The organism is Rathayibacter sp. PhB127 (assembly GCF_003751665.1).
Lineage (GTDB): Bacteria > Actinomycetota > Actinomycetes > Actinomycetales > Microbacteriaceae > Rathayibacter > Rathayibacter festucae.
In genome coordinates this window covers 1,628,804-1,653,801 of sequence record NZ_RKHW01000001.1, presented here as the reverse complement: position 1 = coordinate 1,653,801, position 24,998 = coordinate 1,628,804, and the positions used below count along the sequence as shown (strand labels likewise).

Sequence of the window (24,998 nt, the reverse complement as noted above, 5' to 3'; positions counted from 1 at the left end):
ATCGTCTCCGTGACGATCACCACCACGATTCGACGACCACGACTCGACGACCACGACTCGACGACCACGACCACGGAAGGCCCACGGCTCGGATGATCCACTACGGCGGCGACTACAACCCGGAGCAATGGGACGAGAGCGTCTGGCCGGAGGACGCGCAGCGGATGCGCGAGGCCGGCGTCACGACCGTCAGCCTGGGCATCTTCGCCTGGGCGCGGATCCAGCCCGACGAGGACACCTTCAACTTCGGCTGGCTCGACCGGATCCTCGACCTGCTGCACGAGCACGGCATCGCCGTCGATCTGGCGACCGCGACGGCCTCGCCGCCGCCGTGGGCCACGACCAGCTACCCGGGAATCCTGCCGCAGGACGAGAACGGCGCGACCTACTGGCCGGGCAGCCGCCAGGCCTACCGCCCCACCTCCCCCGACTACCGCCGGCTCGCGGCCCGGCTGGTGACAGCGATCGCCGAGCGGTACCACGACCACCCCGCGGTCGTGCTCTGGCACGTCAACAACGAGTACGCCTGCCACCTGCACCACGACTACTCCGACGACGCGGCCTCCGCCTTCCGGGTCTGGCTGGAGCGCAAGTACGGCTCGATCGACGAGCTCAACCGGCGCTGGGGCACCTTCTTCTGGTCCCAGCGCTACGCGTCCTTCGCCGAGATCGTCCCGCCGCGGAAGGCGCCCTACAGCCACAACCCGGCCGGGCTCCTCGACTTCCGCCGCTTCACCTCGGACGCACTCCTCGAGCTCTACAGGATGGAGCGCGACATCCTCCGCGCCTCGGGCGCGACGCAGCCGATCACGACCAACTTCATGGGCGCCTTCCCGCCGCTCGACTACTGGAAGTGGGCGGCCGAGGTCGACGTCGTCAGCGACGACAACTACGTCGATCCGGCCGACCCGGAGTCGTTCCGCACCGCCGCCTTCACCCGCGACCTGATGCGCTCGCTCAAGCCGGGCGTGCCGTGGCTGCTGATGGAGCAGGCGACCGGCGCCGTCAGCTGGCGGCCCTCCAACGCCGTGAAGGCGCCCGGGCAGATGGCCGCGCTGTCGATGCAGGCGGTCGGGCGCGGCGCGGACGGCGTGCTCTTCTTCCAGTGGCGGCAGTCGCGCCGGGGCAGCGAGAAGTTCCACTCCGCGATGCTGCCGCAGGCGGGCGTCGAGACGCGCACCTGGCGCGAGGTCGTCGAGCTCGGCCGGGTGCTCGGCGCGCTGCCGGAGCTGACGGCGGAGTCGTCGAGCGTTCCGACCGGCGGATCGGTCGGCGGATCGGCCGCCGGCCCGACCGGCTCCGGTGCCCGCATCGCGCTCGTCCTCGACTGGGAGAACTGGTGGGCGATCGGCAACCCGGACCACCCGGTCGTGCTCGACCTCCTGGAGCTCGTGCAGCGCTGGTACTCCGCGCTGCACCGGCAGAACCTCGCGGTCGACCTGGTGCTGCCCACGGCGGACCTGGCCGCGTACGACCTCGTGCTGCTCGCCCACTCCTACCTGCTCACCGACGCGGCCGCGGAGAACCTCACGGCGTTCGTCGAGCGGGGCGGCCGGCTGCTGGTCACCGCGTTCAGCGACGTGGTCGACGAGGACGACGCCTTCCGCGAGGGCGGCTTCCAGGTCGGGCTCCGCGAGGTGCTCGGTGTGTCGGTCCTCGAGTTCGCCGGGCTCGGGGCGGCCGGCGCGGAGGTCGCCGGTGCTCCCTTCGGCGTCCTGCGCGGCGAGCTGCTGGCGGAGGAGCTCGGCGTGCTCGTCGACCCGTCCGGCGAGCGGCCGGTCGAGGTCCTCGGCCGCTACTCCTCCGGACCCGCGGCGGGCACCCCGGCACTGACCGCGCGGCGCACCGGCACGGGCACGGCGCACTACCTCGCGACGATCCCGGACGACGCGGGCATGCTCGCGCTGACCGCCTGGCTCGCCGAGCAGTCCGGCATCGCCCCCGTGCTGCAGACCGGGAGCCCCTGGGTCGAGGCGGCCCGCCGCGGCGACGTTCTCACGGTGATCAACCACGGCCAGGACCCCGTCGACGTCGCCGTCTCCGGCACCGACCTCGTCACCGGCCACCCCGTCGACACGCTCCACCTCGCCCCCTACGCCTGGACCCTCCTCCGCCCCTGACGCCCGTCCCCTCTCCCCCTCCGCGAGATGCCACTTGTGCCCGCTTCTACCGGCGTGTCGCGCTCACAAGTGGCATCTCGCGGGGGGCGGACTGGGCGGCGGCGATGTCGGCGGCGACGGCGTGCAGGGCCGAGCGGACGAGGCGGGCGGCGGGGTCGAGCTCGCCGGACCAGGCGACCCGGATGCACGGGCGTCGGCGAGGAGACGCTGTCGTCGTCGTCGCCGACGCGCCGGCCACCGCGATCGAGCGGGAGGCGACGGTGAACTCCGCGTCCGAGCGGGTCGCTCGTTCGGTGATCATCGCAGCAGGCGGCGGCGTCGAGGTAGGCGCGACGCCGCCGGCCAGCGGCGCTCACCCGGCGAGACGTCCCGCCGGCGTCGAGGCGTCCTATCCCACCTGGACGCCTCGACCGCACCGGGACGCCTCGCCGTTCCGGACGGAGGGTGACTCGGAGTCAGGCGCCTCCCCGCCGCGTGCGACCTCGCAGCGCCAGCACGGCGGCGGCGCTGAGCATCGCGCAGCCCGCCGCGGCGACGGTCGCCGCGACGACGGTCTCCGTCCACGGGGTCGTGTCGAAGGACTGGTAGCCGGTGATCGCGGGCGCGACGACGAAGGTCGCGATCAGCAGTCCCGGCAGGGTGCTGCCGAGCAGGCAGGCGTACGCCAGCGCTGCCCCTACCGACCTCCGGTGCGCCTTCGCGGCGAGGGCTCCGAGGCCGACGACGGGCACCAGCCCCAGCATCATCTGCAGGAAGGGGAGCTGGAGCGGAGTGGGCGCGCCGATCAGCCCCGACAGCACTCCGTGCAGCCCGTTCAGCCCGAGGACGCCGGCGACCAGGAGCGCCGTCAGGCGGAGGAGACCGCCCCCGCCGATCGCCCGCGCCGACACCGGCAGGGCGATCGCGACGAGCAGCAGGCCGACGCCGTGCACCTGCGCCGCCGTGCCGAGGGGCTCCCACGGATCCGCGGGGATCATGTAGTCGAAGAGATGGTCCTCGACCGACCGGTCCGTCCGCGTCCAGCCCTCGCTCGCGGTGACCCAGCGCTGCAGCGAGGCCTGCAGCTGCAGCAGCGCCGCCCCGAGCAGAAGTGCGGCGGCGAGCAGCACCCCGCGCGGCGATCCCTGTCCACTCCGCGCGTCCGCCGCGGACGTGCGCACCGTCTCTCGCTCCGCCATGGGCGGCAGGCTAGCGCCGCCCGGCCAACGGAGGGAGAACGAGCGGTGCACGGCCCGGGAGGGATCCACCTGCCTCCTGTGCGTGGGCCTCCTCGGAAGCGTGCCGAGGAGCGGTGACCGCCGAGCTCCGGCTCGCCGAATCTGCTCCGGCTCTCCGGAGCACGCCCGTTCCACGAGCCGAGGCGGTTCCGACGAGCCGGAAGTCCCCGGCCGGTCAGCGCCCGTCGCCCGCGGCGAGCAGCTCCCGGACCGTGCGCGGCTCGCGTCCCAGCAGGCTCGCGAGCGTCGGGTCCGTCCCCGCGAAGAAGCCGGCCGCCGCCGCCTGATGCATCCCGAGCAGGAACCGCGCCTGCGGCTCCGGCTGCCCGGCGGCGACGCGGCGCGCGAGCCACTCGTCGTCGCCGAGGATCCGGAACTCGATCGGCCGCCCCGCGACGTCCGCGGCGAGCTCCGCGACCTCCGCGAAGGTCGGCGCCTCGAGGGCGGTGAGGGTGACCGGTCCGTCGTGCGCCTCGTCCGCGAGCAGGAGGAGAGCGGCGGCCTCCGCCGCGTCCTCCCGCGCCGTCCACGAGACGGGGCCGTCGGACGGCACCTCGATGACGCCGGTCGAGCGCCAGTCGCCGAGGAAGAACGCGAGGCTGTGGGCGTAGAAGCCGTTCCGCAGCGAGGTCCAGGCGACTCCCGACTCCGCCAGCAGCTGCTCGGTCGCGGCGTGATCGCGGCCGGGGCCGAACGGGGTGTCGGGCGAGGCGCCCTGGTGGCAGGTGTAGAGGATGCGGCCGACCCCGGCCTGGACGGCGGCCTCGACCGCGGCGCGGTGCAGGGCCGGCGCGTCGGCCCCCGGGTCGTTCGAGGAGACGAGCAGCAGCTGGTCGGCGCCCGCGAACGCGCCGGGCAGGGACGCGGGATCGGCGTAGTCACCGCGCCGCACCACGACACCCCGGTCGGCGAAGCGCGCCGCCTTCGCGGCGTCGCGCGCGACGACGACGATCTCGGTGGCGGGCAGGGCGTCGAGAAGGTGGTCGACGGTGGCGCCGTTGAGCGCCCCGGTGGCGCCGGTGACGATGATCATGGAGGGCCTTTCGATGGGGGACCACCGGGGTATCGGTGATACTGCTCGAACGATAACCCTGGAATACCGGCGATAGCAAGAGTGCGATATCGTCGATCCATGACCGCGCCCCCCACGGACACAAGAGCACGCATCGTCGACGCGGCGGCCCGCCTCCTGCGCGAGGCCGGCCCAGCGGCCGTCACCACCCGCGGCGTCGCGGAGGCGGCCGGCCTGCAGGCTCCGGCGATCTACCGCCTCTTCGGCGACAAGGACGGCCTGCTCGAGGCGGTCGCCGAGCACGTGCTGAGCAGCTGGGTCGCCGAGAAGTCGGCCGTCGTCGAGGAGGCCGCGGCCGGCGACGTCGACCCGATCGAGGATCTCCGCGCCGGCTGGACGGCGCAGATCGAGTTCGGCCTCGCGAATCCCGCGCTCTTCCGCCTGCTCAGCGACCCGGCCCGCGCGGCGGCCTCGCCGGCGGCGACGTCGGGGAGGCGGGTTCTCGCGGCGCGGGTCCACCGGGTCGCGGCCGCCGGCCGCCTCCGCGTCCCCGAGGAGCGCGCCGTCGGGCTGATCCAGACCGCGGGGACCGGCGTCGTGACGACCCTGCTCTCCTCCCCCGCGGCCGAGCGCGACGCGGGTCTCGCCGACGCCGCGTTCGAGGCGGTGCTCGCCGGGATCCTCACCGAGCAGCCGCCCGCCGCGGACGACGCGCCACTCGCCGCCGTCGTCGCCGTCCGCGCCCTCGCCCCGCGGCTCGCCGATCTCCGGCCCGCCGAGCGGGAGCTGCTGCGCGACTGGCTCGACCGCGTGCTCGACGGCGGCGTGCGGCGGCGGACCGCGGAGGACTGACAGGATCGCCGGGTGTCCTCCTCCGCCGACCGATCCCGCCGCGTGCTGCCGGTGGTCGCGCTGCTCGCTCTCGCGACGTCCGGCTGCACGGGCACCGTTCCGATGGAGGCCGCGCCGACCGCGGCGGCCGTCGGCTGCGCGGAGATCGCGGCGCGGCTCCCCTCCGACGTCGTCGGGCTCACGCAGCGTGAGACGGACGCGCAGGGTACGGGGGCCTGGGGCGAGCCGGCCCTGGTCCTGCTGCGCTGCGGAGTCCCGGACCCCGGCCCCTCGGCCGCGTGCATCACGGAGCGCGACGTCGACTGGACGATCGACGACAGCGACGCGGCCGTCGTCGTCGCGACGAGCTACGGCCGGAACCCCGTGGTCGAGGTCATGCTCGGCGCCGGCCTGTCCGGTGGTCGCGAGATCCTCGCCGCCCTCGCCCCGGCGGTCTCCTCGGTGCCGGCGACACGGAGGTGCTCGTGAGCGGCGCACGACCCGGAGGCTCGGCCGACCGCGCACCCGGAGCCCGCGGGCGCGAGCACGCCGTCCGCGCCGTGCTGGGCGCGATGCTGGCGCTCGTGCCGCTCGCGATCGGGGCGCTCGTCGACAGCGCGAACGGGACGGCGGCCACTCCCCTGTCGGCCGACCCGTCCTTCGTCATCCTCGCCCTCGGCGGGCTCGCCGTCTGCGCGGCGGTGGCGAGTCTGCCGGTCGGCGCGGTGACGTACCTGCTGGACCGCTTGATCGAGCGCGCCTGGACCAGCAGCGGAGGGCGCCTGGCCGCGCAGGTCGTGGCGAACGCCCTCGTCGGCGGCGGAGCCGGGCTGCTGCTCGGCGGACTCGTCGCGCCGTTCTGGCGTCCGATCGAGCGCGCACTCGTCTTCACCGGTCCGTGGGCGCTGGCCGCCGCCGCCCTGGTCCTCCTCTCGGCCGTCCTGCGGAGTCGCCGCCGCTGAGGCGCCTCCGGCGACTGCTCCGACCGGAGCGGGACTTCATGCTGATCGAGTAGCCCGCGCAGCGGGCGTATCGAGATCCGCCAGTGCCGGCACGAGAGCCTGCACCCCCGACGCCTCTGCGGTGCGCGGGTCTCGATACGCCCCCGCGGGGCTACTCGACCACCATGCACTTGCTGATCGAGTAGCCCGCGCAGCGGGCGGATCGAGATCCACCCTTGTCGGTGCCGACTGCGTCGGTGTCGACTGCTCCCGAGGGACTGAGGCTCCGGTGCGGCTGCCCGGGCGGAGACACCGCCGCCGAGTCCCTTGCTACCGATCGTCCCCCGCGGCGAGCGCCGCCTGCAGCGTGCGGATGAACGCGCCGAGCGCGCCGGAGGCCAGCAGTCCCGGCCCGAGCGGACCGGACGGGTCCTCGCCGAGCAGCGGCAGGCGCGCCAGGGCCGTCCGCACCGGGGCGCTCATCCCCGCCAGCTGCCGGTCGATCTCGGCCGCGCCGCCGTGCCCCGGGTCGGCCAGCTCGGCCGCCTTCGCCGCGAACGCCGCGGCGCCGAGGGCGTGCGCGCCCAGGTGCGCGACTCCGGAGGCCTGCCCCGCCGACCAGGCCGCCGCCTTCGCCGCGGGCGACGTCGCCGACTGCGACGCCCGGCCCGCCTCGAAGCGGCGCCGGATCTCCCCGGCCGCGCTCAGCTCGCCGCGGGCGAAGGCACGTGCCCGGGCGATCCCGTCCCGGACCCGGTCGTCGTCGGGGGCCTCCGCCTCGAAGAGCGGCAGGACCCGCTCGGCGCAGTCAGCGGCCCAGGCGGCGACGAGCCGGCGGTCCTCCTCGGTCAGGGTCTGCGGAGAGGGCATGCCAGCACTCTGGCAGACGCCCGGCGGTCGCTCCGGGCGCGGATGCTCCCCGGCCTCTTGTCGCGCCGCGCACTTCTGGGCAGTGTTGCCCGCATGAGCCTCTACCTCTCCTGCCCCGTCGCGAGTGTCGAGCGCGCCACCGCTTTCTACACGGCCCTCGGCTGGAGCCGCAACGAGGCGATGTCGAACGAGAACGTCGCCTGCTTCGCGATCGCGCCGGATCAGTACCTGATGCTCAGCAGCCGCGAGATGTACGCGAGCGTCGGCGGCACCGAGGAGCTGATCGGCGGTCCGGACACCCCGTCCAAGATGACGGTCTCCTTCGACCTCGGCAGCCGTGAGGCCGTCGACGAGCTGACCGAGCGCGCCGGCGCCGCGGGCGGCCGCATCGGCGACACCGACGAGTACCCCTTCATGTACCAGCGCCAGTTCGACGACCCCGACGGCTACCACTACTCCCCGTTCTGGATGAACCCCGACGCCTGACGCCCCGACAGCACCGCCGGCCGAGGCGTCCTCGAACCGTCGAGACGTCCACCTGCACCGGGACGCCTCGACCGTTCGGGGACGCCTCGACGCCGCGGCCGGGCATAGTGGGCACATGACTGCCGCAGCCGACGTCCTCCTCCGCGGGCCCCGGGGGCGCCGCCTCTGCTGGGAGTACGCGACGGCGGCGGATCCCGCGCTGCACACTGCGGCGTTCCTGCTCGCGCAGGCCTCGGGCGGCGGCGGGGAGTCGGTCCTGCTCTACGCCTCCGAGGACGGCGCGGACGCTCGTGATCTGCCGGTCCCCACTCCCGAGAGCCTCGCCGCGATGATCGCGGCACTCCCCCCGGGCCCCGCGGAGGACGACGCCATCCGCGCCGCGTTCCGCAGGAGCGTCGACGTCGCGTACTCCTGGCAGGAGCCCGATGCCGGGGACGTCCTCGCCGCGCTGCCCGAGCTCCGCGCAGCGCTGCTCCCGGTCGCTGAGCGCGTGCTCGCCTCCCCGGCCGCGGCGACGTGGACGAGCCCCGCCCCCCGGGAGCAGTGGGCCGTCGACTGGCGCGCCGACACCGCCCGCGCGCTCCCCACCGCCGCCGCCGCGCTCCTCGACGAGTGGGCCGCCGCCCGCCGCGCCGACGAGGAGCGGTCCGCCCGGGATCGCCCGGCCGACCCGCGCGCGAGCTTCTCCGGCTCGTGGTGGTCGCTCCCCCTCCGGCTGCTGCGCACGCAGTCTCGGATCGAGGACCTGCTGGGGCTGGTCGAGGACGCCGCCGGTCTCGACACCGCGACCGTGATCCCGGTGACCGGCGCCGGCCGCACGCTCGAGATCGGCAGCGCCGAGAGCTGGGCCGCGCTCTGCCGCGCCTTCCCGGCCGAGGTCACCGCCTCCCGCCGGCACGACTGGTACCGGGTGACCGGCGGGGAGGGCCGCTGGCTGATCCCGGACTGGCAGCGCGTCGCCGCCGAGTGGGACGCCGTGCACCTCACCGTGCTCGGCTACCTCTCGAGCGCGACCCGGCTCATCCCGGTCGACGACGGCTACGCCTCCGTGATCGCCGGCTGGGCTCCGGACAGCACCCTGTGGCTCACGGACACCACGCGGGAGTCGGACGGCCCCCGCCAGCAGTGGCGCCGAAGCGGCCGCGACCACTGGGAGCGCACCGGCTGACCGCACGGGTGACGCACTCGGCGGCCGCGACATCGACGAAACCGGCGACGCCGCGCTGTCCTCGGCGGTCTCCCGGACGAGGAGACCGGCGAGCTCGCCGGCGTGAGCGCCCGGCGCACCCCCGGGGAGCACCACCTGGACGGCAGCACGGCGCTCGCCTGTGCTCGCCACGGGCGGCAGACCCGGCCGGCCCGGCGGACGCGCCGCGGAGAGCCGCCGAGGCGCGGAGAGTCGACGAGCGCGATGTCGCAGGATCCCGGTAGCGTCGACCGTGATGGTCAGTCCTGACCGGAGAACGGGAGAACACCGTGAACACCGTGAACGCCGTGAAAGCCGTGATCCATCGCCTCCGATCCCTCGCCGCAGCGCTGCGGAGCGCCCTCTCGAGGACTCCGGCCGAGCTGCCGGTCGACCCGTTCGGCGAGCCGCCGCGGGCGCCGCACGATCCGCACGCCTACCGGTCGGAGGCGTGGAAGGCGCCGTCGCCGTCCACGCTCAACTTCCACTGACTGTCGGAGCTCGATCGTGCGAGGGACGTGCGGCGCACTGGCTGTCGCCTCCGCGGTCGCGCTGCTGCTCACCGGGTGCTCCTCGGAGCCGGAGCCGCTGCTCGTCTGAGCCACGGGCGACCTGCACGTGAGCTCCGACGGCGGCATGCTGTTCTGCGAATCGGTCCTCGACACCGGCTTCGGCACGGACTGCCGCGACGGCGTCCCGACGGCGGGGATCGACCGGGCGTCTCTCGCGGGCACGCCCGGCGAGACGGTCGTCGTCTCCCCCCCCCCAGGTGAGCGGTCGACCTCCCCCGGCGGCCTCGTGCGCACCCTCGAGGACGGCACTCGGGTGTACTCGCTCTTCCTCGTCGGCACGAGGGACTCCGACGTCTTCACCGTCTCCTCGATCGGGACCGCGGACTTCACCCTCCCCGACGAGTACCGGGAGCCGGACGCCGACGTCCCCGGCGGCTTCCTCGTCCCGGTGGTCCCGAAGGGCTGACCGTCCGGACCGACCGCGCGCGGCGACCTCGAGCCGCGCGCCATCACGGCCCTGCACCATGACGGCACTGCGCCATGATCGAGTCATGGTCGCGTCGGTCGAGGTCGTCACCCGCTCCCAGCGGTCGGTCGACGACCTCTTCGACCGTGCGCGGAGCATCGACCTGCACACGGAGTCGCAGGCCGCGGCCGGTGAGCGCGCGGTCGCCGGGGTGGTCAGCGGCCGGATCGGCCTCGGCGAGGAGGTGACCTGGCGGGCCCGTCACTTCGGCGTCCGCCTGCGGCTGACCAGCCGGATCACCGCCCTCGACGCGCCGCACTCCTTCACGGACGAGCAGACCCGCGGCCCGTTCCGCTCCTTCCGGCACGAGCACCGCTTCGAGCCGGACGGCAGCGGCTCGGTGATGACCGACCGGCTCACCTTCCGCGCCCCCTTCGGCGTCCTCGGCCGGGTGGCCGAGCGGCTCGTCCTCATGCCCCACCTGCGCCGGCTGCTCGAGGAGCGCGGCGCGTTCCTCGCGGCCTCGCCGGCTGCGGGAGACGACCGGCGGGAGTGACGGCCGCCCGATACTCCTGCCGTTGGAGTATCGTGTCGCCCGTGCCCGAGGAGATGCGAGAGACGACCTTCTGGATCCTGACCGCCCTCGCTCTCGGGCGCCGCCACGGCTACGCGCTGCTGCAGGAGATCGAGGAGCAGTCGGAGGGCCGCGTGCGGCTGCGGGTGACCACGCTCTACGCGGCGCTCGAGCGACTGGGGTCGGCGGGCCTGATCGCACCCGACGGCGACGAGCGGATCACCGGCCGTGTGCGCCGCTACTTCCGGCTGACGGACAGCGGCCGATCCGCGCTGGGCGCAGAGGTCGCCCGGATGGAGGCGAGCGCCGTGCGGGCGCGGATCAACCTCGGGCTCTCGCCGTCCGCCGCGCTCTGACCCGACCACTCGATGAAGGAGAACGGCATGACGACGAACGAGGACGCGCGGCGCACCGACCGTTTCCGCCGCGCGCTGCGCTGGTACCCGGCCGCCTGGCGCGACGAGCACGGCGAGGTCCTGCTGGGCATCCTGCTCGACGAGGCCGACGACCGCGGGCACCGCGGCCCGGGCATCGGGCAGCGGATCACCCTCGCGGTCGGCGGTCTGCGCCACCGCCTCCGATCCGCTCCCGGGCGCTCCCCGTCGACGATCGTGCCCCTCGCCATCGCCACGGCGTTCTTCGTCTTCTACGCCGTCGTCAACTGGTCCCCCGGTGTCCGCTACCCCGGTGCGATCGGACCGTTCACCAACCCCTCCTTCCTCGCCGGGGCGCTCTTCGCGACCGCCCTCGGCCTCGCCCTCGCCGCCCGGACCGGTGCCGCCCGGGTCACGGCCCTGCTCGCCTCCGGCACGGAGCTGAGCATCGCGCTCGTCGCCGCGGCGGCCGGCTGGCTCGGTCCCGATCTGTCGACGGCGGGTCCGGTCGCGGCGCTCGGCGTGCTCGCCGTCGTGCCCTGGCGCGGTCGGGCGGCGGCCGCGATGTCGGTCCTCCTGCTGGTCGGTCTGTCGGCGCTGCTGACCGCCGTCGACGCCCTCGGCGCGACGGTGCTCGCGGACGTCCCGGCCGCCCGGGTGGTCCTGCCGCTCGCCGTCATCGCCGCCGTGCTGCTCGCACTCGCCCTGGCCGATCGCCGGGCCACCCTCCTGGAGCGGAGTCTCCCCCGCGGCGTCGGGGCGTGACGCGCGAGGCGTCCCCGAGCGGTCGAGGCAGCCCGTTCCAGCGGGACGTCTCGACCGTGCAGGGACGCCTCGTGGAGGCGTGACGCGGACGGCCGGCCGAGCCGCGGCAGGGGTGCCCCGGCAGGGAGTCCCAGCGGGCGCCCGGCGCTTCTAGCCTGGGCGGACCCGAGGAGAGGACGACGACATGGACACGGACCCGGACATGGACCTGGACCTGGACGATCTGCTCGCCGCGTTCGACGCGCAGCAGACCATCGAGGGCGGCTCCCCGCTGCACGCCGTTCTGCACGCGGCGAGCCAGGAGGCGCTCCGCATCACCGGCGAGCTGAACAGCGGCTACCACCCGCCGGAGCGCGTGCGCGAGCTGCTCGCGGAGCTGACCGGCCGGCCGATCGACGAGTCGGTGACCCTCTTCCCGCCGCTGCGCGCCGACTTCGGCCGCAACCTCCGGATCGGCGCCCGGGTCTTCATCAACTCCGGCTGCGCCTTCCAGGACCAGGGCGGCATCACGATCGGCGACGACTGCCTCATCGGGCACGACGTCGTCTTCGCGACCCTGAACCACGACCTGGATCCGGCGCGCCGCGGCGACCTGCACCCCGCTCCGATCGTCGTCGGCTCGAACGTCTGGATCGGCGCGAAGGCCGTCCTGCTCGCCGGCGTCACGGTCGGCGACGACGCGGTGATCGCCGCCGCCGCGGTCGTCACGAAGGACGTCCCGGCGGGAGCGGTCGTCGTCGGCGCCCCCGCCCGCGTCGTCAGGACCGTGCGGGAGGCCGGCGCGGACGCGACGGCCTGACGGCCCGCTCGCGGCCGGTTCCGCGCGTCACTCCGACGGGACGGCGCAGGTCTCCTCGGCGGCGGTCTGCCCGGGGGCGTCCAGCGGCTCCGGAGCGGGCTGGGCGGCGGCGGGCTCGCTCGGCGCAGGAGCGGAGGTGCCCGCCTCGACCGGCGGAGCGGGCTGCTCCTCCGCGGGCGTCGACGCGAGCACGACCGGCTCGTCGTTCAGCACCCGCGCCATCAGCTCGCGCCCGAGCACGGTGTCCGGCACGACCTTGCCCGGCCGGTCCGGGTCGTCCAGCGCCGGGTACTGCACGAACACCATCTGCGCGAGGTCGACGTCCTTCAGGGCCAGCGCGAGCGAGATCATCGTCGACGGGTTCGTCAGCGTGGTGGAGAGGTGCACGTTCGAGGACACCGCCTGCGCGAGTCCGTAGAGGGCGGGGACGTTCGACAGCGTGTCCGCCGAGCGGACCGTGCGCATCAGCGAGGCGAGGTACTGCTGCTGCGAGGAGATCCGGCTGAGGTCGCTCTCGTCGCCGACGCCGTGCCGGGTGCGCAGGAACGCGAGCGCGGTCGCTCCCGAGACGGTGCTCGTGCCGGCGGGGAGGTCGAGCCCGGAGTCGGTGTCGCGGATCGGCCCGGTGAGGCAGATCGGCACTCCCCCGACGGCGTTGCTCATCTCGATCACGCCGTTGAAGGAGACCCAGCCCGCATACGGCACGGTCAGGCCGGTGAACTGCTGCACCGTGTCGTTGACGCAGGAGAGCCCGCCGGCCTCGAACGCGGAGTTCAGCGGGACGTCGGCGGTCGCCTCCGTGACCTCGCCGGTCTCCGGATCGGTGCAGACCGGTCGGTCCAGGACGAGGTCGCGCGGGAAGCTGATCACCGTGGCGCTGCGGTGATCGGCGGAGACGTGCAGCAGGATCGTGACGTCGTTGAGCGTGCCGTCGCGGACCCCGAAGGCGTCGCCCTGCACCGCGTCGTTGTCGGTGCCCACGATGAGCACGTTGAAGCCGCCCTCGATCGCACCGAGCTGCACGGCCCGCGGCTCCGCGGACGGCGCGATCCCGAGTTCGACCGCGTTGCCGGCGACGTTGCTCGTGATGCTCGCCGTCGCGATCCCGACCAGGCAGGCGCCGCTCACCGCGAGGACCGCGACGGCGGCGGCAGCGCCGCGGAGCAGGGTCCGAACGCCCGAGCGCGGCCTGAGCCGTCCGTGCCGTGCGCCACCCGTCGTCGCCATCGGTCCCCGCCACCCCCGCAGCTCGTCGATCCGCCCCGCAGCGAAGCAGCCGCGGTCGCCCGCCAGTGTACGGAAGCGTTGCCACGCCGCCCGGCATCGGCGGGGAACGGTGGCCGCACGGCACAGCCGGCGCCGGTTCGGCCCGGTACGCTCGTCAGCGGATTCGAGAGGGAGGCGACCGGTGCTGGAGACGATCCTGGAGGCTCTCTCCCTCATCACGCTCCCGCTGGGGCTGCTGTTCCTGTTCGCGGCGTTCGTGGGGCTGCTGATCGACGGGCGGTGGTCGACGACGACCGCCTATCTCGAGGACGGTCCGCCGCGCGCTCTGCACTGGGTCACCCGCGCGGGCGAGGTGCGCTCGCGGCCGCTCGCCGCCGACGACCCGCTGACGCCGGTCGGCTCGGACCAGCGGGAGGTCTACTACCGCGAGGAGGACCCGGAGCGGATCCGGCTGCACCGGCGCGCGGATCAGGTGCGGGCGCTGCGGCTGACCGGCCTGATCCTGGTCGGCACCGGCGCCGTCTGCGGGATCCTGTCGACGGTGCTCGCGATCCTCGGGAGCTGAGGCCGCGGCGGTGCGCCGGGCTCGGGTGCGCCGGGCTCGGGTGCGCCGGGCTCAGGCCTCCGGACGCCGCTCGTCCTCGATCGCGCGGCGGTGCGCCTCGTCCTCGCGATCGAGGGCGGCGGCGCTCGCCGGAGTGATGACTCCGGCCCGCCGCAGCGCGCTCGTCACCGCCGCCCGGACGACGAAGTAGACCGCGACGAGGACGAGCGCGAACCAGAAGAGGTTGATCACGAGACCGGTGAGCAGGGCTCCGAAGCTGGGTTCCATGCCCTCCACGCTAACCGCCGAGTCCGTCCTGAGCCGAGTCCGCCCCTCCCCGAAGCCGCGGCGATCCGCCGATCGACCCGTCACGAACGGCTCCCTCAGCGCGTCGGCGAGAGCCGTCCGCGACGAATCGACCGCCCGCGGGGCGCGCTTCGAAGCCTCAGCGCCAGTGCGAGAGCGTGGCCTCCATCAGCAGGCGGGCTCGGGAGAGCTGCCCGCGGACGACGGTCGCGCTGACGCCGAGCTCGGCGCCGATGTCGTCGTAGCTGCGCTGCTGCAGCTGGCGGAGCTCCCAGCAGCGGCGCTGCAGCTCGGGCATCCGGCCGAGCACGGCGCGCGCCTCAGCGACGAGCGCCGCGCGCTCCGACACCGCGGTCGGGCAGCGGTCGAGCGACTCGGGCAGGTCCTGCTCCAGCTCGGCGCGGTTCTGGTGGTCGCTCGAGCGCAGCCGGTCGTAGCAGCGCCGGCGCACCGTGGTCAGCAGCCAGCCGACGATCGTCTCGCCGTCGATCACGCTGTCCATGTGCGTCCAGGCGGCGAGGAACGTCTCCTGCACCACGTCGTCCGCCTCGCTCGAGGCACGCAGGAGGCGCAGCGCCGTCGCGCGCAGCAGAGAGGTGTGCCGTCGGACGATCTCGGCGAACGCGCGGTCGTCGCCCGACGCCGATCGGATGACGAGCATCCGGTCGGAGTCGGGCGGGAGCAGCGGCAGGGCGGGCGAGAGGACGGTCCGCGAGCGGCGGGCGGCGGTAGTGGTGGCGGTGGCGGTGGCGAGCATGCGGGCTCCGGTCGTGAGGTTGATGTGTACGCATGATTCGGAGCAGACCTGGGAGAGGATGGCCCGAGGGGCCGCTCTGGCGCGACACGACGGCCCGAACGTCGCCCCAGCAACGATTCTGAGCACCTGCGCAGCCGCTGCCGGTCGGTCACCCGTTCTTGCTGGTCGAGCAGCCCCGCAGGGGCGTATCGAGACCCACCGCCGTCAGGAGGCCGGGCGGCAGCCTCGCCTTCTGACCCCGGTGGAGCAGCCCGCGAACCTCGATCGACGCGCACCGCCCTCTGTGCTGGTCGAGTAGCCCACCGGGCGTCTCGGGGCCGATCACCGTCGGGCCGTGACCCGAAGCCGTCCGTCCGGTCTGGCGCACATCCGCCTCCTCGGAGGCACCTAGGCCTCCTCGTGCGGGACCAGACCCGAGGCCTCCCCGCCTGCATGCCCGCGCCCCGACAGTGCCGTTCACACGCCGGCTGACCATGGCGTCCTGGCGCGAGATACCCGACGTACAGCGAACGCGTTTGATTCCCACGAGACGCAGGTGCACTATTCCCTTGCAAGAACCACACCGAGGTGGTTCTCGAGGACTCTCCTCAGAGTTGAAATCGAAAGGAATATCTGTGCCCCATGTAAAGAAGCTAGGGACTGCAGTAGCCGTTGCAATTCTGGTATCAGCCAGCGGCAGTGCACTTCTCGACGCCTCCACCGTCGAAGCGAAAGAGGCGCCGAGCACATCCACCGCTATCATCGCGGCTGTTGCGCCGGACGTCATCGAGCTGGCCGAGCCTTCGCGCGTGACAGCCATGCCTGATGGCGCCGTGTTGTCCCTGCCGTCGGGTTCGGTCAGAACACCCCAGGACGCGAAGGACGGAGTGACCATCACCGTGGGTGACATCACTGCGAGTGTCGCACTGCCCGCAGCCGATTCGGCCGTCCAGTCCGGGACGTCCGGCGCGGGTATCACCTATCGGAATGGAGACGAGTCCACCACGGTCGTCCTCGCGAATTCCGACGATTCAGTCACCTTCGTTTCAATCCTTGACAGTCCACGGGCGCCATCGCGCTACAGCTACGGCTACAGCGACGTCGGTACCCTGAAGCAGGCCGACGACGGCGGAGTGACGATATGGCGGGGCCAGGACATGGTGGGGTACTTTCTAGAACCCTGGGCGATCGATGCCGCAGGAACCTCGGTGCCCACTCATTACGAGGTCTCCGGCAGCACGTTGACGCAGGTTGTGGATCACACGACCGACTCGTTCGAGTACCCGATCGTCGCAGACCCGACGCAAGACTTCGGTGGCAACTCCCTCTACTCGAATGTCATACTGAACATCGATATGGCAACTGCGAAGAATGTCGTGTCCGTGACCCCGGCTCCGAATATCAACTGGGGGAGAATGCCGCGAAGCACAGGGCTGCCTGCATACGACGCTCTCGTGCCTTCGAGCTATGAGGGCGCGAAGTTCCACGACCAGCTCGTCTGCCACTGGGCTAACGCCGTGTACTTCAAGACCCCGTGGAACCTCGATTCATGGCGGCCGGACGTCGGTTACGCTGCGACCGCTGCAGCACTGTGCAACCCGACATGACACCGGTCGACTTATGAGAGTGCTAGCGGGCATCGCGCTCGTCGTCGTAGGGACCTTGCTCGCCGCTCTCGCCGTTCAGCACTTACTGGAGGCCGGAGTTTCTGCGGATCGGGAGCAGATCGGCGGGTCCCTTGAGCCGCTCACGCTGATCCTGGTGCTGGCGGGGGTCGTCACGGCTCTCGCTGGACTGTTCCAGCTCTTCCGATGCTGGGAGCGGTGGCGGGACTCCCGGTGACCACGGGTCCGCCTGCCCGACTCTGAGAACCGGCGCCGCGCAGCGCACGGTTCGCTGACAGACCGCGCGGATCGACCTGCGGCAGGGTGAGAGTGACGTGATGACCACGACATCGACCACACCGACTCCCCCGTCCGGCACCGCCCGCACCGCCCTCGTCGTCGGAGCCTCCCGCGGGCTGGGTCACGCGCTCGCCGCGGAGTTCCTCGACCTGGGCTGGGACGTGATCGGCACCGTCCGCGATCCCGGCCGGCGTACCCCTCTGCACCAGCTCCAGGACGAGGTCGGCGCGGACCGCCTGGCGATCGAGCGGCTCGACATCACCGACGAGGAGGAGACGCGGGCGCTCCGGGAGCGCCTGGCGGGGCGCGTGCTCGACCTGCTCTTCGTGAACGCCGGCACCACGACGAGCGAGGACACCCCCATCGGCCAGGTGTCGACGGAGGACTTCGTCGAGGTCTTCGTCACCAACGCGCTCAGTCCGTTGCGCGTGATCGAGACGCTGCAGGACCTCGTCGCTGGCGACGGTCTGATCGGCGCGATGTCGTCGGGGCAGGGCAGCATCGCGAACAACACCGGCGGCGGGCGGGAGGTCTACCGCGGCAGCAAGGCGGCGCTCAACCAGTTCCTGAAGAGCTTCGCGGTGCGGCAGTCCGGGACGGGCCGGGCGATCGTGCTGATCGCGCCGGGCTGGATCCGGACGGCGCTCGGCGGCGACGACGCGCCGTTCACGATCGAGGAGAACGTGCCGAAGGTGGTCGACGTGCTGGTCGGCCGCCTCGGCACGCCCGGGATCGCCTACCGCGACTTCCGCGGCGAGGTGGTGCCCTGGTGACGGCGGTGCAGCGCCGGTCCTGCGACTCAGGTCCTGCGGCGCCGGTCCTGCGGCGCCGGTCCTGCGATGGCGCTCCTCCGGAGCCGGTCCTCCGGTGACGGTGGTCTTCCGTACGCTCGGGGGGTGCCCTCTCCTCGACCCTTCCAGCAGCGACTCCTCCGGCAGCTCGTCGGCACGCTGAGCGGCCAGCGCCCCGCCGCGCCGGTGAGCCGGCGCTCGCAGCGCGCGGTCCTCGCCGAGCAGACCGTGCGCGGCGTGCTCGAGCTGGCGGTGCGGCTCGGCGAGACCCTGCTCTCGCTGGGGTCCGCGGCGGCGGAGGTCACCGAGACCATCGAGCGGGTCTGCCGTGCTTACGGCATCGTGGTGCAGGTCGACCTCACCTTCACCTCGATCCTGGTCGTGCACGACGGCAGCGAGGACTCGCCCAGCGTCAGCGTGCTGCGCGTCGTCGCCTCCCGCAGCGCCGACTACGAGCGGCTCGCCCGCGTGACGACGCTGGTCACCGCGATCACCGACGGCTCCCCCGAGGTCCGGGTCGCCGACACCGTCGACTCCTCGACCGCGCGCGAGGAGGCCCGGCAGCAGTTCGAGGACGCGCACGAGCGGCTCGACGCGATCCTCGTCCAGCCTCACCGCTACCGGCGGAGCGTCGTGACGCTCACCCTCGCGGTGATGGCCGCGGGCGTCGCGATCCTGCTCGGCGGCGGGCCGCTCATCGTCCTCCTCGCCGCGCTCACGACCGCCGCGATCGACGGCGTCAACCAGCTGCTCGGCCGCTGGAGGCTGCCCGCCTTCTTCCAGCAGATCGCCGGAGCCGCGCTCGCGACCGGCGTCGCGGTGCTGCTGCTCGCGGTCGTGCCGCAGCTGCCGGTCGAGTTCGCCGTGCTGCCCCCGGCACTGGTGGTCGCCTCCGGAGTCGTCGTGCTGCTCGCCGGCCTCTCCTTCGTGGGAGCGGCGGACGACGCCATCAACGGCTTCCCGATCACGGCCGGCGGCCGGCTGCTCGAGGTCGGGCTGCTGACCCTCGGCATCGTCGTCGGCATCGCCGCCGTGCTCGACGGCGCACGCACCCTCGGGGTCGAGCTGGTGCTGGTCGACTCCTACGCCCGCCCGTGGCCGGCCAGCGTGCAGGTGATCGGCGCGGGCATCGCCGCGGGAGCCTGGGCGCTCTCGTCGCACACTCCCCCGCGGCCGGCGCTCGTCGCCGCGCTCACCGGTGCTGGAGCCTGGGTCGCCTCCGACGCGCTGAGCGGGCTGGGCGCCGCGCCGCTGCTCGCCAGCGCCGTGCCCGCGATCGTGATCGGCCTGCTCGGCGAGACCCTGGCCGAGCGCTGGCGGGTGCCCGCCGTGGTGACCACGGCCTGCGGCATCGTGCCGCTGCTCCCCGGCCTCACCCTCTACCGCGGCGTGCTCGACCTCACCTCCGGCCGCGGCCCTGAGGGCGGGATCGAGCTGCTGCTCCAGGCGGGCATGATCGCGATCGGACTCGCGGGTGGCGTCACCCTCGGCCGCATCGCGTACCGGCGGCTGCGCACTCCGGTCGTCCGCGCGGTGGCGCCGGTCCGGGCGCGCCGCTCCCCGCAACCGGAGCCGGCGCCGACCGCCGAGGAGCCGCTCGCGCGGACGGGCACGATGCCGATCATCAGCACGATCGGGGTGACCGAGCCGACGGAGGACGACCTCGCCGGAGGGGCCGCGGCGGCGAAGGACTGACGCCCGGCGGCAGTGCGCGTCGTCACCTGCTGTCGATGCGGCCGATCTCGCGCCCGTCCTCGCGGAACGCCGCGCGCGCGGCGGTCCAGCTGCTCGCGTCGATGCCGAGCGCGGTGCGGAGGTAGGCCGTGGTCAGCTGCTGGATCGCGGTCAGGCGCGCGGGATCCGCATCCGTCGTCTCGGCGACCTCCTCGCCGACGATGCCGCCGAGCGAGTGCTCGCCGCCGTGCAGGGTGAGCAGGTCGGTCGCGCCCGGGCTCTGCGTGAAGGCGTCGGTGAACCAGTCCGGCCCGCGCCGGGAGAGCCGCGACTGATCGCGGTCGCCCGCGACGACGAGGGTCGGCGTGCCCAGCTGCGCGAAGGAGGGGCGGAGGAAGGGGAAGGCCGCCTGCGCGAACGGCTCGAGGTCGTCGCCGGCGACGCCCGTCGCGGCGAGGAGGACGCCGGCGCGCACCCGGCGGTCGGAGCGGTCCGGGCTGAGCGAGCCGTCCTCTCCGACGATGCGGGCGCCGAGCAGCGTCTGCGCCGTCTGCGCACCCCAGGAGTGCCCGGCGACGGCGACTCGGCTCGAGTCGACCCGGCCGGCCAGACCGGGCACAGCCGCCTCGAGGACGTCGAGCCGGTCGAGCACGCGGGTGAGATCGGCGATCCGCTGCTCCCAGATCGTCGGGAAGACGGGGTGGTCGAAGCCGAAGCCGTGGCGCCTCGAGTCGAGGTGCGTCGGCTGGATCACGGCGAAGCCCTGCGAGGCCCAGAACGCGGTGAGCGGTGCGTAGCCGTCGTGGTTCCAGCCGTTGCCGTGCGAGAAGAGCACGACGGGGAGGTCCGTGCCGGTCACCGGGGCGGAGATCCGCACGGTGAGCGGGACGGGACGGCCGGGAGCGTCGAGCTCGACGGGGGCGACCGAGACGACGGGGAGTGCTTCGGGGAGAGAGGTCGAGGTGGTGCTGGTCGGGGTGGTGCTAGTCGGGGTGGTGCTGGTCATGCTGATGCCTTCCGGTCCGCGCTCTGCGATACTGCTTATCGGAGCGACGTTCCGCAACAATACGGAGCGCTGTTCCGTTAAGCAAGCGGAGCGTTCGGAGAGAGCGTTCGGAGAAGGAGCAGCAGTGACGGATCAGCGCGGCACCGGCCCGGCGGTCCCTCGCGTCGGCCGCCCCCGGCGCGACTCGCAGGCCCTTCTCGACGCAGCCGCCGCGGTCTTCGTCGAGTCCGGCGTCGACGCCCCGGTCCGCGAGATCGCGACGCGCGCCGGCGTGGGCACGGGCACGATCTACCGCCACTTCCCCACCCGCGCCGACCTCGTGGTCGCCGTCTACCGGCACCAGGTCGAGGCCTGCGCCGAGGCCGGGCCGCGACTCCTCGCCGAGAGCGGCTCCCCCGAGGCGGCGCTGCGCGCGTGGCTGGCGCTGTTCGTCGACTTCCTGGTCACCAAGCACGGGCTGCCGGATGCGCTGCAGGGCGACGGCGCCGGCTCGGACGCCCTGCACGTGTTCTTCGTCGATCGGCTGGTGCCGGTCTGCGCGACGCTGCTCGAGGCGGCGATCGCGCCGGACGCCCCGCCCGTCGAGGCGTACGGCCTGCTGCGCGGCATCGGCAATCTCTGCATCGGCGGCGCGGGCGACCCGCGCTACGACACGGACGCCCTCGTGCAGCTGCTCGTCACCGGTGTCCTGGCGCGCGGCGGGTCCTGAGGCGCGCGAGCCGAGGCGCGGCCCCCTCAGTCGCCGAAGCGGGTCTCCCTGTGCGGAGCGCCGGTGCGGTCGTAGGTGGTCCAGACTCCGACCTGGCGCCCGAGGTCGAACGACCCGCTGCGCAACCGGGTGCCGTCCAGGCGGAACCACTCCCAGTACCCGTGCAGCTCGCCCTCGAGCGTGGCGCCGCGAGCGCGGAGGCTGCCGTCGCGGTGCAGCACCTCCTGCGGGTCCGGCTCGGTCATCGGTCTCGTCCGCGTTCGTGCTGTCGCATGCCGCATCGTCGCACGCCGGGCCGTCGGACGCCGAGCCGTCGGACGCCGAGCCGTCGGACGCCGAGCCGCCGCACACCGCGGCGGTGGCGGGTCGGACGGTGCTCTCGGCCGGCTGCGCTTGGATGAACGGATGACCGCGCTCATCGTCGCCGCCCACCCCGATCCGGAGTCGCTCACCCTCGCTCTGGCCCGGCGGCTCGCGGAGGAGCTGCCGCCGGCCGAGCTCGCGGATCTCGCTGCGGAGGGCTTCGACCCGCGCTTCCGTGCGGCCGACCGGCACAGCTACCGCGTCGCGGGCGAGTACCCGGCCGACGTCGCGAGCGAGCAGCGCCGGCTCGACGCCGCCGAGCACCTCGTGCTGGTCTTCCCCGTCTACTGGTGGTCGATGCCGGCGCTGCTGAAGGGCTGGATCGACCGCGTCTTCGTCAACGGCTGGGCCTTCGAGATCGACCCGGCTGACGGGATGCGCCGGAAGCTCGGCGGGCTCACCGTCCACCTCGTGCCGATCGCCGGCGACAGCGCCGGGGTGTACGAGCGGCACGGCTACGAGCAGTCCCTGCGCACCCAGATCGAGCACGGCGTCGTCGACTACTGCGGCGCGGTCCGCGGCACGACGGCCTTCGTCCACGACTCCGAGCAGGAGGACGCCGCCGCCCGCGCGGCGAGCGTCGACCGCGCGGTCGCAGCCGTCGTCGCCGGCGTTCGCGGGCAGGCCCCCGCGCCGGCGGAGTAGCCGCCTCGGGCGCCCTCCTTCTCGCCCTCGCCGCCCTTCCTGCTGGTAGAGCAGCCGCCTCCGGCGCCATTCATGCTGGTCGAGCAGCCGCCTCCGGCGCCGGTCATGCTGGTCGAGCAGGCGCCTCCGGCGTCATTCATGCTGGTCGAGCAGCCGCCTCCGGCGCCATTCATGCTGGTCGAGTAGCCCCGGAGGGGCGTATCGAGACCTGCCCAGCTCAGCACGGTGGATCTCGGTACGCGCGCTCCGCGGGCTACTCGATCAGCAGGGGGTCGCCGTCCGCCGCCGCGATGCGGGTCGTGGGCTTCATGCCGGTCGACTAGCCGCCTCTGGCGACCCCTGCATGCTGGTCGAGTAGCCGCCTCCGGCGGCGTATCGAGACTCACCATCACCGAGAGACCCGGGAGCGAGTCTCCTCCACACTCGCGATCCGACGGCGTTGTCCCCGATCAGCCGATGGTTCCGCCTCCGGTGTCGGTGGCTCCTGCTTCAATACGCGTATGTCAGAAGATGAGAATGCGGCAGCACTCGCGGAGGTGCGCGACTGCTTCACCGACGCCGCGGCCACCGAGCGCGCCGCCTCCCCGACGCGCCTCAGGGCCGCAGAACGCATGCACCGCGGCTACCGCGTCGCGCTCACCGTCCCGGAGGCGTTCGCCCGGGGCTCCTCCCGGAGCGAGACCCGCGACCTCGTCGAGCGCTCCATCCGCGCCGAGCTCGCGGTGACGCTCGGCGTCTCCGAGCGGGACGTCTCCCGACGCCTCGAAACCGCACAGCTGCTGATGGAGCACCTTTGCCTCACCCGCGCCCTGCTGAGGGACGCGCGGATCCTCTGGCAGGCCGGCGAGGCTATCTGCAGAACCGCGAGCAGCCTCCCCGAGGCCTCCCGCGCGGCACTCGACGAGCGCGCGGCAGACGCCGCGATCACGATGACGACCGCGCAGCTGCGCCGCGCCCTGCCCCGCTGGCGCGAGGAGCTGCACGAGCAGCCCCTCACCGAGCGCCACGCCCGCGCTCGCCAGGACCGCGCCGTCTGGGTCACCCCGGACGTCGACGGGATGGCGACCCTCTGCGTCCACGCTCCCGCACCGGCGGTGACGGGCGCCTACGACCGGCTGCGCCGCATCGCCCGCACCCTCCGCGACGACGGCGACCCCCGCACCCTCCAGCAGCTCAGCGCCGACGCGGCCGTCGATCTCCTCTGCGACGGCGACATCGCCGGCACGACACCGGACCCTCATCATCGGCCGGACCCGACCTTCGTCCCCGGAGTGCGAGCCGAGGTCCGGCTGACCCTCGCCGCGTCGACGGCCGTCGGCCTGGACGACGCTCCCGCGGACCTCGACGGCTACGGCCCCGTGCCCGCCGCCGTCGCCCGCGAGCTGATCCGCACGGCCGCCTCCTTCACCCGCGTTCTGACCGATCCGGAGACCGGCGCCGTCGTCTCCGTGGGCCGCACCTACCGTGTCCCGCCGCCGCAGATGCGCCTGCACCTGCAGCTGCGGGACCAGACCTGCCGCTTCGCCGGCTGCACCCGCCCCGCCAGCACAAGCGAGGCCGACCACACCCTCGAGTGGCGCAACGGCGGCGAGACCTCCCTGGAGAACCTCGTCTCCCTCTGCACGTCCCACCACCACATCCGGCACGGGGACCAGTGGACGTACGTCAGACACGACGACGGAACGATCGTCTGGACGAGCCCGACCGGCCGGCGGATCAGCAACCGCCCACCGCCACTCCCCGGCCGACCACCCGACCCGCCACCGGGGCCCCGCTTCGCCGACGTACCCGCACCGTTCTGACGACGGTGGATCCATGAGGAAGAGACGACCGCGCACATGCTGGTCGAGCAGCCCCGGAGGGGCGTATCGAGACCCGCTCAGGCCAGCACGGTGGATCTACTTGGAAGAGACGCCCGCAGAGATGCTGGTCGAGCAGCCCCGCAGGGGCGTATCGAGACCCGTTCAGGCCAGCACGGTGGATCTCGGTGCGCCCGCTCCACGGGCTACTCGATCAGCATGCAGGGGATGCTCGATCGGCACGCGTCCGGGGCGGGGGCTGCGCCGTGATCGGATCGCGACAGGCCTCGATCCGATCAGGACACCGGCCGGTGACCCGCGCCGCGAGGCTGGATCCATGACCGACACCACCACAGTCCCCCTCCCCGTCGACGACCGGCTCGCCGGACGCACCGCCCTCGTCACCGGCTCCTCCAGCGGGCTCGGCGAGGCCATCGCCCACCGGCTCGCCTCGTCCGGCGCGCACGTCCTCGTGCACGGCCGCGACCGCGCGCGCACCGAGGCGGTCGCGGAGGCGATCACCGCGGCCGGCGGCACCGCCTCCGTGCTCGTCGCCGACCTCGGCGGCACGCCCGACGCCACCCGCGCCGTCGCCGCCGAGGCGCTGCGCCTGCTCGGCGGCCGGATCGACGTGCTCGTCAACAACGCCGGCGTCTTCCCTGTCGGCCCGACCGCCGAGCTGAGCGACGCCGACGTCGACGCGCTGCTCGTCACCAACATCCGGGTCCCGCACCAGCTCGTCGGAGCGATCGCGCCGACGATGGCCGAGCGCGGCTCCGGCGTGATCATCAACATCACGTCGTGGATGGGGCGCGTCGGCACCCTCGGCACCGCCCTCTACCCGGCGACCAAGGCGGCGCTCGACCACCTGACCCGCGCCTGGGCGGCCGAGTACGGCGCGGACGGCGTGCGCGTCGTCGCGGTCGCCCCCGGCGCGACGCTCACCCCCGGCAACGAGCACGCCTCGGCGATCCTCGACGCGATGACCGCCCCGACTCCCGCCGGCCGGCCCGGCCGCCCGGACGAGATCGCCCAGGCCGTGCGCTGGCTCGCGACCGACGAGGCGTCCTACGTGCACGGCACGACCCTGCTGGTCGACGGCGGCATCGTCGGCGCGCGGCGCTGACCCGAGCCGGTGTCG

Annotated in this window: 29 protein-coding genes; 20 read left to right on the top strand and 9 right to left on the bottom strand. The window is 73.6% G+C overall.

Annotation, left to right across the window (positions count from 1 at the left end):
* The first annotated feature begins 92 nt into the window (after window positions 1-92).
* Complete coding sequence (locus tag EDF22_RS07930; RefSeq protein WP_123703769.1) at window positions 93-2,120, top strand: beta-galactosidase; 2,028 nt, start codon at window positions 93-95, stop codon at window positions 2,118-2,120.
* A gap of 46 nt (window positions 2,121-2,166) precedes the next feature.
* On the opposite strand, the gene EDF22_RS07925 is transcribed toward EDF22_RS07930, so the two are convergent.
* The 3 genes from EDF22_RS07925 to EDF22_RS07915 all read right to left on the bottom strand — a co-directional run bounded on the left by EDF22_RS07925 (window position 2,167) and on the right by EDF22_RS07915 (window position 4,370).
* Window positions 2,167-2,421, bottom strand: a complete 255-nt coding sequence (locus EDF22_RS07925; protein WP_123703767.1) for a hypothetical protein — start codon at window positions 2,419-2,421, stop codon at window positions 2,167-2,169.
* A gap of 154 nt (window positions 2,422-2,575) precedes the next feature.
* Window positions 2,576-3,298 carry a hypothetical protein gene (locus EDF22_RS07920; protein ID WP_148059145.1) on the bottom strand — a complete coding sequence of 241 codons (723 nt, stop codon included), beginning with the start codon at window positions 3,296-3,298 and terminating at the stop codon, window positions 2,576-2,578.
* Window positions 3,299-3,512: 214 nt separating this feature from the next.
* The gene (locus EDF22_RS07915) at window positions 3,513-4,370 is read right to left on the bottom strand and encodes an NAD(P)H-binding protein (protein ID WP_123703763.1); all 858 of its coding nucleotides are present in this window, start codon (window positions 4,368-4,370) and stop codon (window positions 3,513-3,515) included.
* A gap of 99 nt (window positions 4,371-4,469) precedes the next feature.
* Here EDF22_RS07915 and EDF22_RS07910 point away from each other — a divergent pair, with 99 nt between their 5' ends.
* The 3 genes from EDF22_RS07910 to EDF22_RS07900 are packed head-to-tail and all read left to right on the top strand — an operon-like array spanning window position 4,470 to window position 6,142.
* Window positions 4,470-5,201, top strand: a complete 732-nt coding sequence (locus EDF22_RS07910; RefSeq protein WP_123703761.1) for a TetR/AcrR family transcriptional regulator — start codon at window positions 4,470-4,472, stop codon at window positions 5,199-5,201.
* A 12-nt stretch (window positions 5,202-5,213) separates the two neighbouring features.
* A complete protein-coding gene (locus tag EDF22_RS07905; RefSeq protein ID WP_260303347.1) occupies window positions 5,214-5,669 on the top strand; it encodes a DUF3515 domain-containing protein in 456 nt (151 codons plus the stop codon).
* Window positions 5,666-6,142 (top strand): hypothetical protein, encoded by a 477-nt coding sequence (locus tag EDF22_RS07900; protein ID WP_123703759.1) that lies wholly within the window; start codon window positions 5,666-5,668, stop codon window positions 6,140-6,142. Before EDF22_RS07905 ends, EDF22_RS07900 begins: the two co-directional genes overlap by 4 nt.
* 309 nt (window positions 6,143-6,451) lie before the next feature.
* Here EDF22_RS07900 and EDF22_RS07895 read toward each other — a convergent pair whose 3' ends face one another.
* Window positions 6,452-6,991, bottom strand: coding sequence for a putative immunity protein (locus tag EDF22_RS07895; protein WP_123703757.1), 540 nt, complete (start codon window positions 6,989-6,991; stop codon window positions 6,452-6,454).
* 93 nt (window positions 6,992-7,084) lie between these two features.
* On the opposite strand from EDF22_RS07895, the gene EDF22_RS07890 reads away from it, so the two are divergent.
* The 8 genes from EDF22_RS07890 (at window position 7,085) to EDF22_RS07855 (ending at window position 12,153) form a co-directional block, all read left to right on the top strand.
* Window positions 7,085-7,477 (top strand): VOC family protein, encoded by a 393-nt coding sequence (locus EDF22_RS07890; RefSeq protein WP_123703755.1) that lies wholly within the window; start codon window positions 7,085-7,087, stop codon window positions 7,475-7,477.
* A 115-nt stretch (window positions 7,478-7,592) separates the two neighbouring features.
* Window positions 7,593-8,645, top strand: coding sequence for a hypothetical protein (locus tag EDF22_RS07885; RefSeq protein WP_123703753.1), 1,053 nt, complete (start codon window positions 7,593-7,595; stop codon window positions 8,643-8,645).
* Window positions 8,646-8,953: 308 nt separating this feature from the next.
* A complete protein-coding gene (locus tag EDF22_RS07880; protein ID WP_123703751.1) occupies window positions 8,954-9,154 on the top strand; it encodes a hypothetical protein in 201 nt (66 codons plus the stop codon).
* A 127-nt stretch (window positions 9,155-9,281) separates the two neighbouring features.
* Window positions 9,282-9,641 carry a hypothetical protein gene (locus tag EDF22_RS07875; RefSeq protein WP_123703749.1) on the top strand — a complete coding sequence of 120 codons (360 nt, stop codon included), beginning with the start codon at window positions 9,282-9,284 and terminating at the stop codon, window positions 9,639-9,641.
* 85 nt (window positions 9,642-9,726) lie between these two features.
* Complete coding sequence (locus EDF22_RS07870; protein ID WP_123703747.1) at window positions 9,727-10,197, top strand: SRPBCC family protein; 471 nt, start codon at window positions 9,727-9,729, stop codon at window positions 10,195-10,197.
* A 41-nt stretch (window positions 10,198-10,238) separates the two neighbouring features.
* Window positions 10,239-10,571: a PadR family transcriptional regulator gene (locus EDF22_RS07865; protein ID WP_243732819.1), complete on the top strand. Its 333-nt coding sequence runs from the start codon at window positions 10,239-10,241 to the stop codon at window positions 10,569-10,571.
* Window positions 10,572-10,598: 27 nt separating this feature from the next.
* Window positions 10,599-11,354: a hypothetical protein gene (locus EDF22_RS07860; RefSeq protein WP_123703745.1), complete on the top strand. Its 756-nt coding sequence runs from the start codon at window positions 10,599-10,601 to the stop codon at window positions 11,352-11,354.
* Window positions 11,355-11,538: 184 nt separating this feature from the next.
* Entirely contained in the window at window positions 11,539-12,153 is a 615-nt protein-coding gene (locus tag EDF22_RS07855) for a DapH/DapD/GlmU-related protein (protein WP_260303346.1), read from the top strand.
* Window positions 12,154-12,180: 27 nt separating this feature from the next.
* Here the strand turns inward: EDF22_RS07855 and EDF22_RS07850 are convergent, their stop codons facing one another.
* On the bottom strand, window positions 12,181-13,380 hold the full coding sequence (locus tag EDF22_RS07850) for an LCP family protein (RefSeq protein ID WP_185038801.1): 1,200 nt from the start codon (window positions 13,378-13,380) through the stop codon (window positions 12,181-12,183).
* 181 nt (window positions 13,381-13,561) lie between these two features.
* Here EDF22_RS07850 and EDF22_RS07845 point away from each other — a divergent pair, with 181 nt between their 5' ends.
* A complete protein-coding gene (locus tag EDF22_RS07845; protein WP_148059143.1) occupies window positions 13,562-13,945 on the top strand; it encodes a hypothetical protein in 384 nt (127 codons plus the stop codon).
* Between the two features lie 51 nt (window positions 13,946-13,996).
* Here EDF22_RS07845 and EDF22_RS07840 read toward each other — a convergent pair whose 3' ends face one another.
* Window positions 13,997-14,212 carry a hypothetical protein gene (locus tag EDF22_RS07840; RefSeq protein ID WP_123703738.1) on the bottom strand — a complete coding sequence of 72 codons (216 nt, stop codon included), beginning with the start codon at window positions 14,210-14,212 and terminating at the stop codon, window positions 13,997-13,999.
* 157 nt (window positions 14,213-14,369) lie between these two features.
* The gene (locus EDF22_RS07835) at window positions 14,370-14,987 is read right to left on the bottom strand and encodes an RNA polymerase sigma factor (protein ID WP_123703736.1); all 618 of its coding nucleotides are present in this window, start codon (window positions 14,985-14,987) and stop codon (window positions 14,370-14,372) included.
* A 614-nt stretch (window positions 14,988-15,601) separates the two neighbouring features.
* On the opposite strand from EDF22_RS07835, the gene EDF22_RS21080 reads away from it, so the two are divergent.
* The 3 genes from EDF22_RS21080 to EDF22_RS07810 all read left to right on the top strand — a co-directional run bounded on the left by EDF22_RS21080 (window position 15,602) and on the right by EDF22_RS07810 (window position 19,356).
* Window positions 15,602-16,573, top strand: a complete 972-nt coding sequence (locus EDF22_RS21080; protein WP_221180893.1) for a DUF2599 domain-containing protein — start codon at window positions 15,602-15,604, stop codon at window positions 16,571-16,573.
* A gap of 335 nt (window positions 16,574-16,908) precedes the next feature.
* On the top strand, window positions 16,909-17,643 hold the full coding sequence (locus tag EDF22_RS07815) for an SDR family NAD(P)-dependent oxidoreductase (protein ID WP_123703730.1): 735 nt from the start codon (window positions 16,909-16,911) through the stop codon (window positions 17,641-17,643).
* Between the two features lie 123 nt (window positions 17,644-17,766).
* Window positions 17,767-19,356, top strand: a complete 1,590-nt coding sequence (locus EDF22_RS07810) for a threonine/serine exporter ThrE family protein (RefSeq protein ID WP_185038798.1) — start codon at window positions 17,767-17,769, stop codon at window positions 19,354-19,356.
* Between the two features lie 22 nt (window positions 19,357-19,378).
* On the opposite strand, the gene EDF22_RS07805 is transcribed toward EDF22_RS07810, so the two are convergent.
* Entirely contained in the window at window positions 19,379-20,341 is a 963-nt protein-coding gene (locus EDF22_RS07805) for a chlorophyllase/cutinase-like alpha/beta fold protein (RefSeq protein WP_123703725.1), read from the bottom strand.
* A 124-nt stretch (window positions 20,342-20,465) separates the two neighbouring features.
* Between EDF22_RS07805 and EDF22_RS07800 the strand changes: the two genes are divergently transcribed.
* Window positions 20,466-21,050, top strand: a complete 585-nt coding sequence (locus tag EDF22_RS07800; RefSeq protein ID WP_260303343.1) for a TetR/AcrR family transcriptional regulator — start codon at window positions 20,466-20,468, stop codon at window positions 21,048-21,050.
* Window positions 21,051-21,076: 26 nt separating this feature from the next.
* On the opposite strand, the gene EDF22_RS07795 is transcribed toward EDF22_RS07800, so the two are convergent.
* Window positions 21,077-21,295, bottom strand: a complete 219-nt coding sequence (locus tag EDF22_RS07795) for a toxin-antitoxin system YwqK family antitoxin (protein WP_123703723.1) — start codon at window positions 21,293-21,295, stop codon at window positions 21,077-21,079.
* 160 nt (window positions 21,296-21,455) lie between these two features.
* On the opposite strand from EDF22_RS07795, the gene EDF22_RS07790 reads away from it, so the two are divergent.
* From EDF22_RS07790 to EDF22_RS07780, 3 genes are all read left to right on the top strand, one after another.
* Window positions 21,456-22,058, top strand: coding sequence for an NAD(P)H-dependent oxidoreductase (locus EDF22_RS07790; protein ID WP_123703721.1), 603 nt, complete (start codon window positions 21,456-21,458; stop codon window positions 22,056-22,058).
* Window positions 22,059-22,558: 500 nt separating this feature from the next.
* On the top strand, window positions 22,559-23,860 hold the full coding sequence (locus tag EDF22_RS07785; protein WP_123703719.1) for an HNH endonuclease signature motif containing protein: 1,302 nt from the start codon (window positions 22,559-22,561) through the stop codon (window positions 23,858-23,860).
* Between the two features lie 334 nt (window positions 23,861-24,194).
* A complete protein-coding gene (locus EDF22_RS07780) occupies window positions 24,195-24,983 on the top strand; it encodes an SDR family NAD(P)-dependent oxidoreductase (RefSeq protein WP_123703717.1) in 789 nt (262 codons plus the stop codon).
* The last annotated feature ends 15 nt before the right edge of the window (window positions 24,984-24,998 follow it).

What these genes read in the sequence shown, in the direction of transcription:
- EDF22_RS07930 (WP_123703769.1), top strand. Translation starts at nt 93, where the DNA reads ATGATCCACTACGGCGGCGACTACAACCCGGAGCAATGGGACGAGAGC.
- EDF22_RS07925 (WP_123703767.1), bottom strand. Translation starts at nt 2,421, where the DNA reads ATGATCACCGAACGAGCGACCCGCTCGGACGCGGAGTTCACCGTCGCC.
- EDF22_RS07920 (WP_148059145.1), bottom strand. Translation starts at nt 3,298, where the DNA reads ATGGCGGAGCGAGAGACGGTGCGCACGTCCGCGGCGGACGCGCGGAGT.
- EDF22_RS07915 (WP_123703763.1), bottom strand. Translation starts at nt 4,370, where the DNA reads ATGATCATCGTCACCGGCGCCACCGGGGCGCTCAACGGCGCCACCGTC.
- EDF22_RS07910 (WP_123703761.1), top strand. Translation starts at nt 4,470, where the DNA reads ATGACCGCGCCCCCCACGGACACAAGAGCACGCATCGTCGACGCGGCG.
- EDF22_RS07895 (WP_123703757.1), bottom strand. Translation starts at nt 6,991, where the DNA reads ATGCCCTCTCCGCAGACCCTGACCGAGGAGGACCGCCGGCTCGTCGCC.
- EDF22_RS07890 (WP_123703755.1), top strand. Translation starts at nt 7,085, where the DNA reads ATGAGCCTCTACCTCTCCTGCCCCGTCGCGAGTGTCGAGCGCGCCACC.
- EDF22_RS07885 (WP_123703753.1), top strand. Translation starts at nt 7,593, where the DNA reads ATGACTGCCGCAGCCGACGTCCTCCTCCGCGGGCCCCGGGGGCGCCGC.
- EDF22_RS07870 (WP_123703747.1), top strand. Translation starts at nt 9,727, where the DNA reads ATGGTCGCGTCGGTCGAGGTCGTCACCCGCTCCCAGCGGTCGGTCGAC.
- EDF22_RS07860 (WP_123703745.1), top strand. Translation starts at nt 10,599, where the DNA reads ATGACGACGAACGAGGACGCGCGGCGCACCGACCGTTTCCGCCGCGCG.
- EDF22_RS07855 (WP_260303346.1), top strand. Translation starts at nt 11,539, where the DNA reads ATGGACACGGACCCGGACATGGACCTGGACCTGGACGATCTGCTCGCC.
- EDF22_RS07850 (WP_185038801.1), bottom strand. Translation starts at nt 13,380, where the DNA reads ATGGCGACGACGGGTGGCGCACGGCACGGACGGCTCAGGCCGCGCTCG.
- EDF22_RS07840 (WP_123703738.1), bottom strand. Translation starts at nt 14,212, where the DNA reads ATGGAACCCAGCTTCGGAGCCCTGCTCACCGGTCTCGTGATCAACCTC.
- EDF22_RS07835 (WP_123703736.1), bottom strand. Translation starts at nt 14,987, where the DNA reads ATGCTCGCCACCGCCACCGCCACCACTACCGCCGCCCGCCGCTCGCGG.
- EDF22_RS07815 (WP_123703730.1), top strand. Translation starts at nt 16,909, where the DNA reads ATGACCACGACATCGACCACACCGACTCCCCCGTCCGGCACCGCCCGC.
- EDF22_RS07805 (WP_123703725.1), bottom strand. Translation starts at nt 20,341, where the DNA reads ATGACCAGCACCACCCCGACTAGCACCACCCCGACCAGCACCACCTCG.
- EDF22_RS07795 (WP_123703723.1), bottom strand. Translation starts at nt 21,295, where the DNA reads ATGACCGAGCCGGACCCGCAGGAGGTGCTGCACCGCGACGGCAGCCTC.
- EDF22_RS07790 (WP_123703721.1), top strand. Translation starts at nt 21,456, where the DNA reads ATGACCGCGCTCATCGTCGCCGCCCACCCCGATCCGGAGTCGCTCACC.
- EDF22_RS07785 (WP_123703719.1), top strand. Translation starts at nt 22,559, where the DNA reads ATGTCAGAAGATGAGAATGCGGCAGCACTCGCGGAGGTGCGCGACTGC.
- EDF22_RS07780 (WP_123703717.1), top strand. Translation starts at nt 24,195, where the DNA reads ATGACCGACACCACCACAGTCCCCCTCCCCGTCGACGACCGGCTCGCC.